This window comes from Methylomonas montana (assembly GCF_030490285.1).
GTDB lineage: Bacteria > Pseudomonadota > Gammaproteobacteria > Methylococcales > Methylomonadaceae > Methylomonas > Methylomonas montana.
In genome coordinates this window covers 296,570-311,683 of record NZ_CP129884.1, presented here as the reverse complement: position 1 = coordinate 311,683, position 15,114 = coordinate 296,570, and the positions used below count along the sequence as shown (strand labels likewise).

Here is a 15,114-nt window from a genome sequence, read left to right as displayed (position 1 = left end):
TTTTGATAAAAATCACTTTTACTCAAAACCCCCACCCCCTCCCCCTACCAACCTCAAACCCAGCGTAAGTCCTTGTAGAAAAAGAAAGAATTTAATTTAAATGCCTCTTGACTAAGCACCTTTTGAAAACTATAGTGGTGCCAAAGTGGTATAAAGTGGTTAGAAATGGATTTTTTTGGAATTTTTGAGGTTCATCTTGTTTCGAGGCATAAGTTCAATCAGTTTGGATGCGAAAGGGCGCGTTGCGATTCCTACCCGCTATCGGGAGGAGTTACAGGAGTGCTGCGACCGCCAAATGATTGTGACTGTTGCCGTTGACGACAAATGCATTGGCGAGCCGGGTTGTCTGTGGCTATACCCTTTGCCGGAATGGGAAAAACTCGAACAGACCATCAGCAAATTACCGACATTAAACAAGATGGCCGGCAAGCTGCGGCGTTTTGTGATCGGCAACGCCTCCGAATGCGAAATGGACAGCCAAGGCCGCCTATTACTGCCGGAAACCTTACGGGAGTTTGCCGGCATGGAGAAGCACATCATGCTGGTGGGACAACTGAATAAATTTGAAATATGGAACGAAGCCGCCTGGAAGGCCAAAGAACGGGAATGGATGGACGGTAACGATACAGAGGGCCTTGAAGAACTTGGCTCGCTGTCGTTTTAACGGAGATGACCGCCCATCAAACGGTTTTGTATGACGAGGCTTTACAGCAACTCAACATAAAACCAGACGGCATTTATCTGGACTGCACCTTCGGGCGCGGCGGACATAGCAGCGGCATCCTGAACTTACTGAACGACTCCGGCAGGCTACTGGCACTCGACAGAGACATTGATGCCATCAATAGTTGCCAAGCCAAGCAGATGCTTGAAGATAGCCGATTTAGCTTGCATCACGCCAGCTTCGCTGAACTGACCGCCGTGATCGAACAGCACGGTTACCTTAGCAAGGTCGACGGCATCCTGATGGACTTGGGCGTATCTTCGCCGCAGCTGGACACGGCAGAACGTGGTTTCAGTTTTTTGCGCGACGGCCCGCTGGACATGCGCATGGACAGCGAAAACGGCCTGTCGGCAGCCGAATATCTGGCGCGCGTCGACGAACAGGAATTGGTTCGCGTGCTGTTTGAATACGGCGAAGAACGCTTTGCCAGACGAATTGCCAAGGCCGTGGTCAATCAGCGTCAGCAACAACCACTGCAAACAACCTTACAGTTAGCCAAATTGATAGAAAACAGCGTGCCGTTTCGCGACAAGCACAAACATCCTGCCACCCGCAGCTTTCAGGCGATCAGGATAGAGATCAACCAGGAACTTGAACAAATAAAAACCGGATTGAAACAAGCAGCCGACGTATTGGCACCGGGCGGACGTTTAGTCGTAATCGCCTTCCATTCTCTGGAAGACCGCATCGTCAAACGTTTTATCAGAGACCAAGCCGGCCCGAAAACCAATCCCGGCAAATTGCCGATTAAAGAACAGGACATAGAACAAGGCCAGCTAAGGAAAATAGGTAAATCGATACGCGCACAGGCACGGGAGCTGCAACAAAATCCTCGTGCACGTAGCGCGGTAATGCGAGTCGCGGAGAAACGTTAATGGCGATTGCAAGAAACATCCTGCTGACACTGCTAGTCGCAATGCTGATGATTTCGGGAATAGCCGTCATTTACAGCAAATACCAATCGCGCCTGCTGTTTATCGAAATTCAGAAAAAAGAAAAAGAACTCGACGATTACGAAGTGGAATGGGGTCGGTTGCAACTGGAATTAACCACGCTAACCGAAGAAAACCGGGTTGAAATCGAGGCGAGAACACGCTTGATGCTGACCTTGCCGGCACAAGACAAAATCATCTACATCAAGCCGTAAATGCGAATTTCCATCGGAACGGCCCATGCGCCGCGCCCCAGTACAGATTTTGTGATCCGGCGTAAGCTACTGCTTTCGGTGATGCTGCTGGCCATGCTGGCCCTGGTTGGCCGGGCGACCTATTTGCAAATTCTCAACAAGGAATTCTTGCAGGATAAAGGCGACATGCAGCATGTGGGCGTGGTTTCGGTATCGGCTTACCGCGGCCAGATCCAGGACCGAAACGGCGAACCGCTGGCAATCAGCACCCCGGTACAATCGATTTGGGTCAACCCGCGCCAACTGAAAGATAGCGAACAGGACAAGCTGACGCCGATGGCGAAAATCCTCGGCTTTCCGGAAAAGGAACTGCGTTCGCTATTGAAAAAGGAAAAAGACGCCAACAAGCGTTTCGTGTATTTGCGCAGACAGATCAACCCGGATATAGCCGAAAAGGTCAAAGCTCTGGAAATTACCGGCGTGTATTTCGAACGGGAATTCAAACGCTATTACCCGGCCGGCGCGGTGTCCGGTCATTTGCTGGGTTTTACCAATATCGACGATGTCGGCCAGGAAGGCATCGAACACGGCTATGAACACATTCTGAGAGGCCAGCCCGGCAAAAAACGGGTAATCAAGGACGGCAGGGGCCAGATCATTAAGGACGTGGAAAATATTGAAGAAGCCATCCCCGGCCGCGACCTGGTGTTAACCATCGATGAGCGTCTGCAATATTTGGCTTACCGGGAATTACAGAATGCCGTGATGCAATACAAAGCGCATTCGGCATCGTTGGTGGTATTGGACGCAAAAAACGGCGATGTATTGGCAACGGTCAGCCAACCGGCGTTTAACCCCAATAACCGGAAAGAGTTAAGCAGCAATCGTTACCGCAACCGGGCCATGGTCGACAGCTTCGAGCCGGGTTCGACAGTCAAACCGTTTGTGGTGGCTGCGGCATTGGATGGCGGTTATATCTCGCCTAACGTGACGATAGAAACCCATGGCGTCTATCACCTGGGCCGTAACGTGGTGAAGGACGTGCATAACTACGGCACCATGGACTTGACCCATGTGTTGCAAAAGTCCAGCAATATCGCGGTCACGCAAATTGCGATGACCATGCCGCCGGAATATTTTTGGGGCATATACAGCAAACTGGGGTTCGGCACTTCCGCCGGCGTCGGCTTTCCCGGCGAAGCCAGCGGCTCGCTGCTGGATTACCAAGGCTGGCACGAGTTCGACCAAGCGATTTTATCGTTCGGCTACGGGGTTTCCACCTCGATTTTACAATTAGCCAGGGCTTATACCGCCTTAGCAGACGACGGCATCATTCATTCCGTGGCTTTACTAAAGCGAGATGAAGACCCCGACGCCCAACGGATTTTCAAACCCGAGACCGCTAGAAAGGTCCGGGAAATGCTGGAACATGTGATCACCAAGGAAGGCACCGCCTATCAGGCCAGAGTCGAGGGTTATCGGGTAGCCGGCAAGACCGGCACCGTAAAAAAAGCCGGGGCTGGCGGTTATAGCGAGGACAAATATTTATCGGTATTCGTCGGCATGGCGCCGGCCAGTAATCCGCGTTTCATCATCGCGATAGTGGTCGACGAGCCCACCACCGGCCAGTATTACGGCGGCCTGGTAGCGGCACCGGCCTTCTCCCGAGTGATGGCGGGCGCATTAAGAGTTTACGGTGTTGAGCCGGATGGCATGGACAACATGCATTTATTGTTGAGCAAGAAATGAAGCTCGCCGAATTACTAAATGGGCAGACAGAAATGCCGGCGGTTCTGGATATCAGCGGCCTGTGTTTGGATAGCCGCCAGGTTCAAGCCGGCGATGCATTTATTGCCTTGAACGGCGCGATACAGCACGGCATCCACCATGCGCAGCAAGCTATTGACAAGGGTGCGGTAGCGGTGATTTACGACCCGATCGGCGTCGATGCTCAGACCGTTAAGGCATTGAGCGTGGCAAATTTTGCGATAGCCGATTTAGCACAAAAGCTCGGCGAAATTGCCGCAAAATTTTACGGCAATCCGTCGCAAATACTGGACGTGATCGGCGTGACCGGCACCAACGGCAAGACCACCTGCAGCCAGCTAATCGCACAGGCCTTGCCGGCTTGCGGCGTAATCGGCACCTTGGGCTGGGGCGATGTCGGCAATTTGCAAGCCACCGCCAATACCACGCCGGACGCGTTGGCAGTCCAGCAAATGCTGTATGAATTTGTAAAGCAAGGTAAACGCACAGTAGCGATGGAAGTATCCTCGCACGGTTTGCAACAAGGCCGCGTCAACGCCGTGGCGTTCAAGGGCGCGGTATTCACCAATTTGAGCCGCGACCATTTGGACTATCACGGCAGCATGGCCGAATATCTGCAAGCTAAATTGGCGTTGTTCAGAACGCCGGGCTTGCAATTTGCCGTGGTCAATCTGGACGATCCCAGTAGTGCGGAGGTATTGAAAACCCTGCTCGCCAACGTGCAATGCTGGACTTACAGCGCAACCGGCAGACGCGGGAATGTTAAGGAAGCGGTAAGTGCCGAACAGGTAAAACACAGCGCCGCCGGCATCGAATTCGACGCCGTTTGGCGAGAGCAAAGATGCCGAGCCACGACGCCACTGGTCGGCGGCTTTAATCTGGACAACGTACTGGCGGTGCTTTGCGTCTTGCTGGCGACCGGCAGCGAGTTTGAAGCCGCCGTCGTACAACTGGCTAATTTGAGCGCTATCGCCGGGCGTATGGAAAAATTCGGCGGCAGCGGTAAACCCACGATATTCGTGGATTATGCCCATAGCCCGGACGCACTGGAGAAAGTGCTGAAAGCCGTCAAAGGTGCTAGCCAGTTGAGAGTCGTGTTCGGTTGCGGTGGCGACCGCGACAAAGGCAAACGTCCGGAAATGGGCCGGATTGCCGAGACCTGGGCGGATCAGGTCATCGTCACCGATGACAATCCGCGTAGCGAAGCGTCGGCGGCAATTATTGATGACATCTTGAGCGGCTGCCAAAGCCAAAAAATAACGGTAATTAACGACAGAGCCACGGCCATAAACACAGTGATACGACAAGCAAACCCAGACGATTGCGTAGTGATAGCCGGCAAGGGCCACGAGGACTATCAAGAAATCGGCGGCGTGAAGCAGCCGTTCAGCGATAGCGCTGTCGTCAGGCAAGCGCTGGCGGAGTGGAGCAAACCATGAAACTGCAACTCAGCGAGATCGCCCAGGCCATCAACGGCAAATTGATCGGTAACGACCGGGAAATCCGCGCGACCGGTATAGACACCCGCACCTTGCAGCCTGGCGATTTGTATATCGCGATTAAAGGTAAGAATTTCGACGGCCACGACTTTAGCGATAAAGCCGAACAAGCCGGCGCCGCGGCGCTGCTGCTTGAACGCGCCAACTCATCCACGCTGCCACAGATTATTGTTGCGGACACGCATCTGGCATTGGCGGAACTGGCCGGATACTGGCGCAGACAATTGCCTGTCAAGATAGCCGGCGTCACCGGTAGCAACGGCAAAACCACCGTCAAGGAAATGATTGCGGCGATTTTCGCCAGCCAAGGCCCGACCTTATCGACCCAAGGCAATCTGAATAACGACATCGGCGTGCCATTGACACTGATGAAACTGGACGCCAGTCATCGTTACGCGGTGATCGAAATGGGCGCCAATCATCCCGGCGAAATCGCCTATACCAGCCGATATGCCCAGGCCGATGTCAGCGTCATCACCAATGTCGGCGCCGCGCATATCGAGGGTTTCGGCAACATCGACGGTGTCGCCAAAACCAAGGGTGAAATCATCGAAAGTTTGGGCGAAAACGGCATCGCGGTATTGAACCGCGACGACGCTTTTTACGATTTCTGGCAAAAACTGGCCGGCAAGCGCCAAACCATCAGTTTCGGTTTTAGTAATGCCGCCGACGTCCGCGCGGAAAACATAGCGACCAGCTTGGCCAGCGAAGGGTTTTCAACGCGATTCGACTTGAAGACAGCCACCGACACCTTACCGATACAACTACACCTGGCCGGCGCCCACAATGTCAAAAACGCCTTGGCGGCCGCCACGGTTGCACTGCAATTCGGCATCAGCCTACAAGACATCAGGCACGCCCTGGAACAGCTCAAGCCGGTCACTGGCCGAATGCAGCCCTTATTGGGCCAGAAAGGCAATATCGTCATCGACGACACCTACAACGCCAACCCGGCCTCATTGAAAGCCGCGCTAGACGCACTGGATGGTTGCAGCGGCGAAGCTTGGCTGGCTTTGGGCGCTTTCGGCGAACTCGGTCCGGACAGTCCGGCCATACATCGGGAAATGGGCGAATTGATCAAGGCCAAACCGGTCAAGCGCCTGTTCGCCACCGGCGCCCTTGCCAAACATGCCGTCGAGAGCTTCGGCGCAGGCGGCCAGTTCTTCGACAATCAGCAACAATTAATCGATGCCTTGACGGCGGCCGTCACCGGCAAGGAAACCATATTAGTCAAAGGCTCACGCGCCCAGAAAATGGAAAACGTAGTGGCGGCGATGGTTAACAATTTCAGAGCAGCATAATGTTACTTTTACTCGCAGACTTTTTAACCAATATCGATAGCGGCTTCAGGGTACTGCATTACCTGACCTTCCGCGCCATTCTGGGCGTGCTGACCGCGCTGGTCATTTCCTTGATGATCGGTCCGGCCATGATCGAAAAACTGACGCGCAAAAAAATCGGCCAAAGCGTTCGCGACGACGGTCCGCAAAGCCATTTTTCCAAATCCGGCACCCCGACCATGGGCGGAGCGATGATTTTATTTGCGGTGGCGATCAGCACCCTGCTGTGCGCCGACTTGAATAATCGCTACATCTGGGTGGTGTTACTGGTCACGCTGGCGCACGGCGTGATCGGCTTTATCGACGACTATAAAAAAGTGCTGCTCGGCAATAGCGATGGCCTGTCGGCCAAAGCCAAATATTTCTGGCAATCGGTCGTGGCGTTAGGCGCGGCTCTTTACCTCTATAGCACGGCTCAGGTCGCCGCAGAAACCCAATTCATCATCCCTTTCTTCAAAAACGTCACGCTGGACCTTGGTTGGGGCTATGTCGTGCTGACCTATTTCGTCATCGTCGGCTCCAGCAACGCGGTCAACCTGACCGACGGCCTGGATGGTCTGGCCATCATGCCGACCGTGATGATCGCCGCCGCGCTGGCGATTTTTGCCTATTTGTCCGGCCACGTTAATTTCTCACAATACCTAGCCATCCCGCATATTCCCAAGGCTGGCGAACTGGTGGTGTTTTGCGCGGCCCTGGTCGGTTCCGGCCTGGGCTTTTTGTGGTTTAACGCCTATCCGGCCATGGTATTCATGGGCGATGTCGGCGCGTTGGCGCTGGGCGCCGCGTTGGGTATCGTCGCGGTACTAGTCAGACAAGAAGTCGTCCTGGTGATCATGGGCGGCATTTTTGTGATGGAAACCATCTCGGTCATTATCCAGGTCGCCTCTTACAAAACCCGCAAAAAGCGGGTGTTTCTGATGGCGCCCATCCACCATCATTACGAACTAAAAGGCTGGCCGGAGCCGCGCATCATTGTGCGTTTTTGGATCATCTCGGTCATCCTGGTATTGATCGGTCTGGCCACATTGAAACTGAGATAGCCATGGACACCGCAGATTTACTCGGCAATCTGGAAACCCTTTTCAAACTGAATCCGGCTAGCGCCCGGCTGTTAATCGTCGGCCTGGGCGCTACCGGTTATTCTGCCGCGCAATTTTTACAAAAAACCCCGATTAAATTCGCGGTGATCGATAGCCGTAAATCCCCGCCGCTGATCGACAATTTACGCGAACAAATGCCGGATGTGCCGGTGTTTTCCGGCGGTTTCGACCAACCGGCCTTTGATGTCGCCACCCATTTATTGGTCAGTCCAGGCGTGTCGCTAAACGAAACGGCCATCCATAAAGCCATGCAGGCTGGCGTCACGGTGATCAGCGACATCGATTTGTTCGCTTGTGCCACCTCTAAGCCAATCGTTGCCATCACCGGTTCCAACGGTAAAAGCACCGTCACGACCATGCTCGGCGAGATGGGTAACGCGGCCGGCGTGAAAACCGCGATCGGCGGCAATCTCGGCACCCCGGCACTCGATCTGCTACAACAGAACGCCGAGCTGTATGTATTGGAATTGTCCAGTTTTCAACTGGAGCGCACCACGGCCTTAAACGCCAGGGCCGCAACAGTCCTGAACATCAGTCCGGACCATCTGGATCGCCACGACGGCATGGATGGCTATGCGGCCGAAAAACAACGTATCTTCCGTGGCAACGGCGTGATGGTGTTAAACGCCGACGACGCGATGGTCATGGCGATGCAATCCGACGGCCGGCAATCGCTGACATTTTCCACCCAAGGCCCAGCCGACTTTTATTTGCGCCGTAGCGAAACCGACACCTTGATGCACGGCGAACAAGCCTTAATGGCCGCCAGCAAACTGCGTCTGGAAGGCACCCATAACATCGCCAATGCACTAGCGGCTCTGGCCCTGGGCACGGCCGTGGGGCTGAGCATCACGGCCATGTGCGACGCGCTGAGAAGATTTAAAGGTTTGCCGCACCGCATGCAAAAAGTCGCCGAGAAAGCCGGCGTCAACTGGGTCAACGATTCCAAGGCCACCAATATCGGCGCCTGTATCGCCGCGCTGCAAGGCTACGAGCGCAAGGTGATTCTGATTGCCGGCGGTGACGCTAAGGGCGCCGATATGACGGAACTGGTCCCGGCCGTAAAGGCAAAAACCAAGGCCGTGGTATTAATGGGCAAAGACGCACAATTGATCGCAGACGCATTGAATAACTGTGTCCCAGTTCATTTAACCGCCAACATGAAGGAAGCGGTGAAAGTGGCCGCCGGCCTGGCCAGCACTGGTGACAGCGTACTGTTGTCGCCGGCTTGCGCCAGCCTGGACCAATATCGCAGCTACGTCGATCGCGGCAATAAATTCGCCGAAGCGGTGATGGAGTTGCCGTCATGTTGAAGGTCAGCCCGAAAACCCGCGTTCAAAACCGCTTGCATGTCGATCCGGCGCTGATGCTGGCTTGCTTCAGCTTGCTGGGCATCGGTTTCATGATGGTGACCTCTTCTTCACTGCATCTGGGCGTGAAGATGGCCGACGATATTTCGCATTATCCCTTCAAGCAATTAGTGCATATCGCCTTCGGCCTGGCTTTTGCCGCGATCATTTTGAACGTGCCGATGAAAAGCTGGGAAAAAATGGGCCAAACCCTGTTCATCGCCGGCCTGGCCTTGTTGCTGGTGGTGTTGATCCCCGGCGTCGGCGTCAAGGTCAATGGCAGTATCCGCTGGCTGTCGATACTGGGCTTGCGGATTCAGGTTTCGGAAGTGGTGAAGTTTATTTCGGTGATTTACATGGCCGGCTACGTCACCCGCCATTCCGAACACGTGCGCCGTTCGGCCTTCGGTTTGGTCAAACCCTTGATGTTGTTTTCGGTCGCTTGCGTGCTGCTGTTGCTGGAGCCCGACTTCGGTTCGGCAGTGGTGATTCTGATCATTGCGATGGGCATGATGTTTCTGGGCGGTGCCCGCATCTCCCAATTCATCATTTTATTGGCTCTGGTCGCCGGCCTGGCGGTGATGCTGGTCATCGTCTCGCCCTACCGTTTGGCGCGGGTCACCAGCTTCATGGACCCTTGGGCCGATGCCAAAGACACCGGCTTTCAATTGACGCAAGCCTTGATTTCCTTCGGCCGCGGCGAATTTTTCGGCGTTGGTTTGGGCAACGGCCTGCAAAAACTGTTTTATCTGCCGGAAGCGCACACCGACTTTTTATTCTCGGTGCTAGGCGAAGAATTGGGCCTGCTCGGCGTATTGGTGATCATCGGCCTATTCACCGCTTTAGTGGTCCGCGCTTTTGCTATCGGCGAACAAGCCGAACAAGCCGGTCTGAAATTTTCCGCGCTGGCGGCATATGGCCTGGCGATCTGGTTCGGTTTCCAATCCTTCGTCAATATGGGCGTCAATATGGGCATGCTGCCCACCAAGGGCTTGACCTTGCCGCTGATGAGCTACGGCGGCGGCAGCATGATCGTGATGTGCGGCGCGGTGGCGGTGTTGTTCCGGATTCATTACGAAGTGACCGAACATAACAAAAGCAACGTCAAGGGGAAACACCCATGAACCGGCGCATCGTGATCATGGCGGGCGGCACCGGCGGACATGTGTTTCCAGCGTTGGCGGTGGCCGAGGAAATGCGCGCGCGCGGTTGGCAAGTCAGTTGGCTGGGCACCGAGAAAGGCTTGGAAAGCCGGGTAGTGCCGGCCAATAACATAGACATCGACTGGCTGGCGGTGGCCGGCATGCGCGGCAAGGGCTTGCTCTCCAAATTCGCCGCCGGCTTCAAATTGATCCAAGCCTGCCTGCAGGCGCGGCGGATACTCAAGCAGCGCAAGCCTGATGTGGTATTGGGCATGGGCGGCTTCGTCGCCGGCCCGGGCGGCTTGATGGCCAAATGGCTAGGCATTCCGCTGGTGATACACGAACAGAACCGGGTGCCGGGCACCACCAACCGCTTGCTGGTCAAGCTGGCCGCACGCAAGGTCCTCGAAGCCTTTCCGGACAGTTTCGCAAAATCGGTACGGGCCATCTGCACCGGCAACCCATTACGCACGGCCTTTATCGGCCTGCCGGAAAAATCGGAATGGCATCCGCAAGTCGGCCGCAATTTGCGAATTCTGGTGCTGGGCGGCAGCCTGGGCGCCAAAGTCCTAAATGACACCGTACCCGAGACTTTGGCGGCGTTCAATAAGCTAGACATCAAACATCAAACCGGTAGTGCGATGCTGGCCGAAGTCGCCGAGAAATACCGCGCCTTAAACCTGAGCGCCGAAGCATTGGCCTTCATCGACGACATGGCTGGCGCCTATCAATGGGCCGATCTGATTATTTGCCGAGCCGGGGCGATGACGGTCAGCGAAGTAGCGGCCAGCGGGTTACCGGCGATTTTCGTGCCCTTGCTACACGCGATAGACGATCACCAGACCGCCAACGCCAAATATTTAAGCGAAGCCGGCGCAGCGCTTTTGCTGCCACAACCCCAATTGAACGCTGAAAATTTGCGTAAAGCCATAGAACAAGCGATGACATCCTTAACATCCATGAGCCGGGCCGCCAGAGCCAAGGCCAGACTCGCCGCAACCCAAACCGTTGCCGATATTTGCGTAGCGGAGGCTGCCGTATGAACCGACCTAATATTGATAATCAGGCCTTAGGCGACATCGACAAAATCCATTTCGTCGGCATAGGCGGCACCGGCATGAGCGGTATTGCCGAAGTGCTGTCTAACCTGGGCTACACGGTATCCGGTTCCGATATTAAAGGCTCGGCAGTCACCGACCGCTTGGAAAGCCTGGGCGTCAAAGTCTATTTCGGCCATAAAGCCGAGAACGTCGCCGATGTCGACGTAGTGGTAACCTCCACCGCCGTCGACAGAAGCAACCCGGAGATTGTCACCGCCTACGAGAACCGTATCCCGGTGATTCCGCGCGCGGAAATGCTGGCCGAGCTGATGCGGTTTCGATTCGGCATCGCGGTGGCCGGCACCCACGGCAAAACGACCACCACCAGCTTGACCACGATGATGCTGGCCGAAGGCGGCCTGGATCCGACCTTTGTGATCGGCGGCCGTTTAAACAGCGCCGGCGCCAACGCCAAGCTGGGTTTGGGTAAATATCTGGTTGCCGAGGCCGACGAAAGCGATGCTTCGTTTTTATACCTGCAACCGATGATGGCCATCGTCACCAACATCGACCAGGACCACATGGAAACCTATGGCGGCAGCTACAGCCGCTTGAAGGACACCTTCATCAAGTTCCTGCACCAACTGCCATTCTACGGACTGGCTGTATTGTGCAGCGACGATTCTGGCGTTTGCGAGATTTTGCCGAACATTTCCAAGCCGGTGAAAACATACGGCGTCAACGAAGATGCCGACGTGCGCGCCATCGACATCAAACAGGATGGTTTGCGCACCCATTTCACCGTGCTGCGCTGGGGTGGATTGCCGCCGCTGCAAGTCACCTTGAATCTGCCCGGCTGGCATAACATGCTGAATGCCTTGGCCGCCACCACCATCGCTACCGCGTTGGGGGTAGACGATGCAGCCATAATCAAAAGCTTGGCCGAATTCAAAGGTGTGGGTAGACGTTTTCAAATCAACGGCGACGTGGATTTCAACGGCGGCAAACTAACCCTGGTTGACGATTACGGTCACCACCCGCGCGAACTGGCGGCTACCTTGGAAGCCTTGCGCCAAGCCTGGCCTAACCGCCGCAAGGTCGTTGTGTTTCAACCGCATCGCTATACCCGCACCCGCGACTTGTTCGAGGATTTCGTCGAAGTCTTGTCCAGCGTCGATGTACTGATTTTGCTGGACGTGTATTCGGCCGGCGAAGCGCCGATTAACGGCGCCGACGGCAAAGCGCTGAGCCGCTCGATTCGGGTACGCGGCCAGGTCGACCCGGTATTCGTGCAAAACCGCGAAGATCTGGCGACCATCCTGGCCGGCATCGTCGAAAAAGACGACGTGATATTGACGATGGGCGCCGGCAACGTCGGCCAAATCGCCGCCGAATTGCCGCAACAACTGGCGGAGGCTCTTGTGCCCCAGAGGGTATTGCGATGATGGCAAGCACCACGCCGAGAGGCACTTTATTAAGCAACGAGCCGCTGGCGAAATACACCAGCTGGCGGGTGGGCGGCCCGGCACAACGCATGTATATGCCGGAAAACAAGGCCGATCTGATCGAATTTATCGCCAGTTTGCCGGAAGGCGAACCCTTATATTGGCTAGGCCTGGGCAGCAATTTGCTGGTGCGTGACGGCGGCATTCGCGGCACGGTGATCAACACCCGCGGCCGTCTGAAAGAAATGTATTTAGCCGATTCCGAACGGGTTTACGTGGAAGCCGGCGTGCCTTGCGCGCACGTCGCCAGATTTTGCAGCGATTTGGGCTTGACCGGCGCCGAATTTCTGGCTGGCGTACCCGGCACCATGGGCGGCGCCTTGAAAATGAATGCCGGCGCCTTTGGCGGCGAAACCTGGAGCATCGTCGAGAAGGTGGAAATGATCAACCCACGCGGCGCAGTCATCGAGCGCGATCATCACGAATTTGAAGTGGCCTACCGTTCGGTAAAAGGTCTGGATAACGAATGGTTTTTATCGGCGCAACTGAAATTACACAAGGGCAATAGCGAGGCCAGCCAGCAACATATCAAAGCTTTGCTGGAAAAACGTAACGCCTCGCAGCCAACCAACAAGCCTACTTGCGGCTCGGTCTTCAAGAATCCGCCCGGCGATTACGCGGCGCGCCTGATCGAAGCCTGCGGCCTGAAGGGCTTTGCGATCGGTGGCGCGGTGGTATCGGAAAAACACGCCAATTTTATCGAAAATCGCGGCGATGCCAGTTCGGAAGACATCGAAGCGTTGATCGAACATATCCAAACCGCCGTTCAAACGCAATTCGGCATCAGCTTGCAGACCGAAGTCTGCCGGGTAGGTGATAAAGCATGAAACCATTACGCATCAAAAACCCTGCCGAGTTCGGCAAAGTCGCGGTCCTGCTAGGCGGATCGGCTGCCGAGCGAGAAATATCCTTGAACAGCGGCAACGCGGTCTATCAAGCCTTGAAAGCACAAGGTGTCGATGCGGTAGCGATCGACGTGACCGCTAGCCCGATAGACGCGTTGGCCGGAGTGACAGTCGATAGAGTCTTCAACATCATTCATGGCCGCGGCGGCGAAGACGGCGTGCTGCAAGCGGTGTTGCAAGTTTTGGGCTTGCCCTATACCGGTTCCGGCGTGATGGCCTCGGCACTGAGTATGGATAAATTACGCACCAAGCTGTGCTGGCAAGGTTTGGGCTTGAGCACGCCGCTTTGGTTCGTGCTGAAAAGCGCGGACGATATCGATAGCTGCATCGCCAAACTGGGTTTTCCGGTGATCGTCAAGCCGGCGCAGGAAGGTTCCAGCATCGGCATGAGCAAAGCCACTAACCGCGACGAACTGCTCGCCTCTCTGCAATTGGCCAAGCAATACCAATGCGACGTTTACGCCGAACAGTGGGTGCAGGGCCAGGAATACACCGTTGGCGTGTTGGACGGCGAAGCGCTGCCGGCGATCAGATTGGAAACGCCGAATACCTTTTACGATTTCGATGCCAAGTATCGGGCCAACACCACCCAATACCACTGTCCATGCGGCTTGAGCGCGGAACGCGAACAGCAATTGCAGGCGCTGTCCGTACAAGCTTGCCAAGCGCTGGACGTGAAAGGTTGGGCACGGGTGGATGTGTTTATCGACGCTAACGGTCAGTCGCAACTGATCGAAGTGAATACCGTGCCAGGCATGACCGACCACAGCTTGGTGCCGATGGCGGCCAAGGCGGTGGGGATTAGTTTCGAGGAATTGGTCTGGCGGATTCTGGAAACCAGCATGGCGGGTCAAGGTGAGCCGGTTTAGAGTCATCCTGATGGCCGCGCTGTTGATCGGCGGCGGCTGGTGGACCTGGCAGCATTTCGGCGCCAACGCGCTGAACAGCAAGCCGATCCGCTATGTAAAGATCGAAGGCGCGTTTCAATACACCAGCAAGGACAGGCTGAAACAAGTATTGGCACCGCAGATGAAGCAGGGTTATTACCATGCCGATATGAACGCGATCCATCAAGCCATTAAAGCGCTGCCATTGGTGGACAAGGTCGATGTGAAACGGGTGTGGCCGGACGCGGTGTACATCAAGATCGTCGAACAAAAACCGATCGTGCGCTGGGGCAAGAACGCCTTGTTGAACAAACAAGGCGACGTATTGGTACCGGACAATATCGACGAATTTAGAAATTTGCCGTTGATCACCGGCCCGGATGGCCAGGAAAAGAAACTGCTGGAGATTATGAAAGGCGTCTATATCGTCTTGAAGGATAAATCGATGCAACTGGCCGAGTTCCACGTCAATGAACGGCGGGCGTGGCGGCTGAAATTGGCCAGCGGATTAGAAATGCAATTGGGCAGAAAGGCGCCGCTGGAGAATATGCAGCGTTTTTTAAGAACCATGGATTTATTGGGTGAGGAACAGCTAGCCATGATAGCGAGCGTGGATACCCGTTACCCAAACGGCTTTGCGGTGACCTGGAAACCGGAAGTCACCAATATCGATTGGAAAGCAATCGTAGAAAAAAACAAAAACCTGATTTAAACGCTTATCGAGCAT

General features: G+C 55.2%; 14 protein-coding genes. All 14 read left to right on the top strand.

Annotation, left to right across the window (positions count from 1 at the left end; genetic code table 11):
• Positions 1 to 196 precede the first annotated feature (196 nt).
• Genes mraZ through QZJ86_RS01440 form a run of 14 tightly spaced genes read left to right on the top strand, consistent with a single transcriptional unit; the run spans position 197 to position 15,099 of the window.
• A complete protein-coding gene (gene mraZ, locus QZJ86_RS01505) occupies positions 197 to 664 on the top strand; it encodes a division/cell wall cluster transcriptional repressor MraZ (protein WP_301935915.1) in 468 nt (155 codons plus the stop codon).
• A gap of 5 nt (positions 665 to 669) precedes the next feature.
• A complete protein-coding gene (gene rsmH, locus QZJ86_RS01500; protein ID WP_301935914.1) occupies positions 670 to 1,599 on the top strand; it encodes a 16S rRNA (cytosine(1402)-N(4))-methyltransferase RsmH in 930 nt (309 codons plus the stop codon).
• Complete coding sequence (gene ftsL, locus QZJ86_RS01495; protein ID WP_301935913.1) at positions 1,599 to 1,871, top strand: cell division protein FtsL; 273 nt, start codon at positions 1,599 to 1,601, stop codon at positions 1,869 to 1,871. Before rsmH ends, ftsL begins: the two co-directional genes overlap by 1 nt.
• A complete protein-coding gene (locus QZJ86_RS01490; RefSeq protein ID WP_301935912.1) occupies positions 1,872 to 3,599 on the top strand; it encodes a peptidoglycan D,D-transpeptidase FtsI family protein in 1,728 nt (575 codons plus the stop codon).
• Positions 3,596 to 5,056 (top strand): UDP-N-acetylmuramoyl-L-alanyl-D-glutamate--2,6-diaminopimelate ligase, encoded by a 1,461-nt coding sequence (locus tag QZJ86_RS01485; protein WP_301935911.1) that lies wholly within the window; start codon positions 3,596 to 3,598, stop codon positions 5,054 to 5,056. The genes QZJ86_RS01490 and QZJ86_RS01485 overlap by 4 nt, the downstream gene beginning before the upstream one ends.
• Complete coding sequence (locus QZJ86_RS01480) at positions 5,053 to 6,417, top strand: UDP-N-acetylmuramoyl-tripeptide--D-alanyl-D-alanine ligase (protein WP_301935910.1); 1,365 nt, start codon at positions 5,053 to 5,055, stop codon at positions 6,415 to 6,417. Before QZJ86_RS01485 ends, QZJ86_RS01480 begins: the two co-directional genes overlap by 4 nt.
• The gene (mraY, locus tag QZJ86_RS01475; protein WP_301935909.1) at positions 6,417 to 7,499 is read left to right on the top strand and encodes a phospho-N-acetylmuramoyl-pentapeptide-transferase; all 1,083 of its coding nucleotides are present in this window, start codon (positions 6,417 to 6,419) and stop codon (positions 7,497 to 7,499) included. The genes QZJ86_RS01480 and mraY overlap by 1 nt, the downstream gene beginning before the upstream one ends.
• 2 nt (positions 7,500 to 7,501) lie before the next feature.
• Positions 7,502 to 8,872: a UDP-N-acetylmuramoyl-L-alanine--D-glutamate ligase gene (murD, locus tag QZJ86_RS01470; RefSeq protein WP_301935908.1), complete on the top strand. Its 1,371-nt coding sequence runs from the start codon at positions 7,502 to 7,504 to the stop codon at positions 8,870 to 8,872.
• Positions 8,866 to 10,032, top strand: coding sequence for a putative lipid II flippase FtsW (gene ftsW, locus QZJ86_RS01465; RefSeq protein ID WP_301935907.1), 1,167 nt, complete (start codon positions 8,866 to 8,868; stop codon positions 10,030 to 10,032). The genes murD and ftsW overlap by 7 nt, the downstream gene beginning before the upstream one ends.
• Positions 10,029 to 11,093, top strand: coding sequence for an undecaprenyldiphospho-muramoylpentapeptide beta-N-acetylglucosaminyltransferase (gene murG, locus QZJ86_RS01460; RefSeq protein WP_301935906.1), 1,065 nt, complete (start codon positions 10,029 to 10,031; stop codon positions 11,091 to 11,093). The genes ftsW and murG overlap by 4 nt, the downstream gene beginning before the upstream one ends.
• Positions 11,090 to 12,535, top strand: a complete 1,446-nt coding sequence (gene murC / locus QZJ86_RS01455) for a UDP-N-acetylmuramate--L-alanine ligase (RefSeq protein ID WP_301935905.1) — start codon at positions 11,090 to 11,092, stop codon at positions 12,533 to 12,535. Before murG ends, murC begins: the two co-directional genes overlap by 4 nt.
• The gene (murB, locus tag QZJ86_RS01450; RefSeq protein WP_301935904.1) at positions 12,532 to 13,422 is read left to right on the top strand and encodes a UDP-N-acetylmuramate dehydrogenase; all 891 of its coding nucleotides are present in this window, start codon (positions 12,532 to 12,534) and stop codon (positions 13,420 to 13,422) included. The genes murC and murB overlap by 4 nt, the downstream gene beginning before the upstream one ends.
• Positions 13,419 to 14,369 carry a D-alanine--D-alanine ligase gene (locus QZJ86_RS01445; RefSeq protein WP_301935903.1) on the top strand — a complete coding sequence of 317 codons (951 nt, stop codon included), beginning with the start codon at positions 13,419 to 13,421 and terminating at the stop codon, positions 14,367 to 14,369. Before murB ends, QZJ86_RS01445 begins: the two co-directional genes overlap by 4 nt.
• Entirely contained in the window at positions 14,356 to 15,099 is a 744-nt protein-coding gene (locus QZJ86_RS01440) for a cell division protein FtsQ/DivIB (RefSeq protein ID WP_301935902.1), read from the top strand. Before QZJ86_RS01445 ends, QZJ86_RS01440 begins: the two co-directional genes overlap by 14 nt.
• The last annotated feature ends 15 nt before the right edge of the window (positions 15,100 to 15,114 follow it).

Bases quoted from the DNA above. Each gene is read 5' to 3' on its own strand.
- rsmH (WP_301935914.1), top strand. From the start codon at position 670: ATGACCGCCCATCAAACGGTTTTGTATGACGAGGCTTTACAGCAACTC.
- ftsL (WP_301935913.1), top strand. From the start codon at position 1,599: ATGGCGATTGCAAGAAACATCCTGCTGACACTGCTAGTCGCAATGCTG.
- QZJ86_RS01490 (WP_301935912.1), top strand. From the start codon at position 1,872: ATGCGAATTTCCATCGGAACGGCCCATGCGCCGCGCCCCAGTACAGAT.
- QZJ86_RS01485 (WP_301935911.1), top strand. From the start codon at position 3,596: ATGAAGCTCGCCGAATTACTAAATGGGCAGACAGAAATGCCGGCGGTT.
- QZJ86_RS01480 (WP_301935910.1), top strand. From the start codon at position 5,053: ATGAAACTGCAACTCAGCGAGATCGCCCAGGCCATCAACGGCAAATTG.
- mraY (WP_301935909.1), top strand. From the start codon at position 6,417: ATGTTACTTTTACTCGCAGACTTTTTAACCAATATCGATAGCGGCTTC.
- murD (WP_301935908.1), top strand. From the start codon at position 7,502: ATGGACACCGCAGATTTACTCGGCAATCTGGAAACCCTTTTCAAACTG.
- ftsW (WP_301935907.1), top strand. From the start codon at position 8,866: ATGTTGAAGGTCAGCCCGAAAACCCGCGTTCAAAACCGCTTGCATGTC.
- murG (WP_301935906.1), top strand. From the start codon at position 10,029: ATGAACCGGCGCATCGTGATCATGGCGGGCGGCACCGGCGGACATGTG.
- murC (WP_301935905.1), top strand. From the start codon at position 11,090: ATGAACCGACCTAATATTGATAATCAGGCCTTAGGCGACATCGACAAA.
- murB (WP_301935904.1), top strand. From the start codon at position 12,532: ATGATGGCAAGCACCACGCCGAGAGGCACTTTATTAAGCAACGAGCCG.
- QZJ86_RS01445 (WP_301935903.1), top strand. From the start codon at position 13,419: ATGAAACCATTACGCATCAAAAACCCTGCCGAGTTCGGCAAAGTCGCG.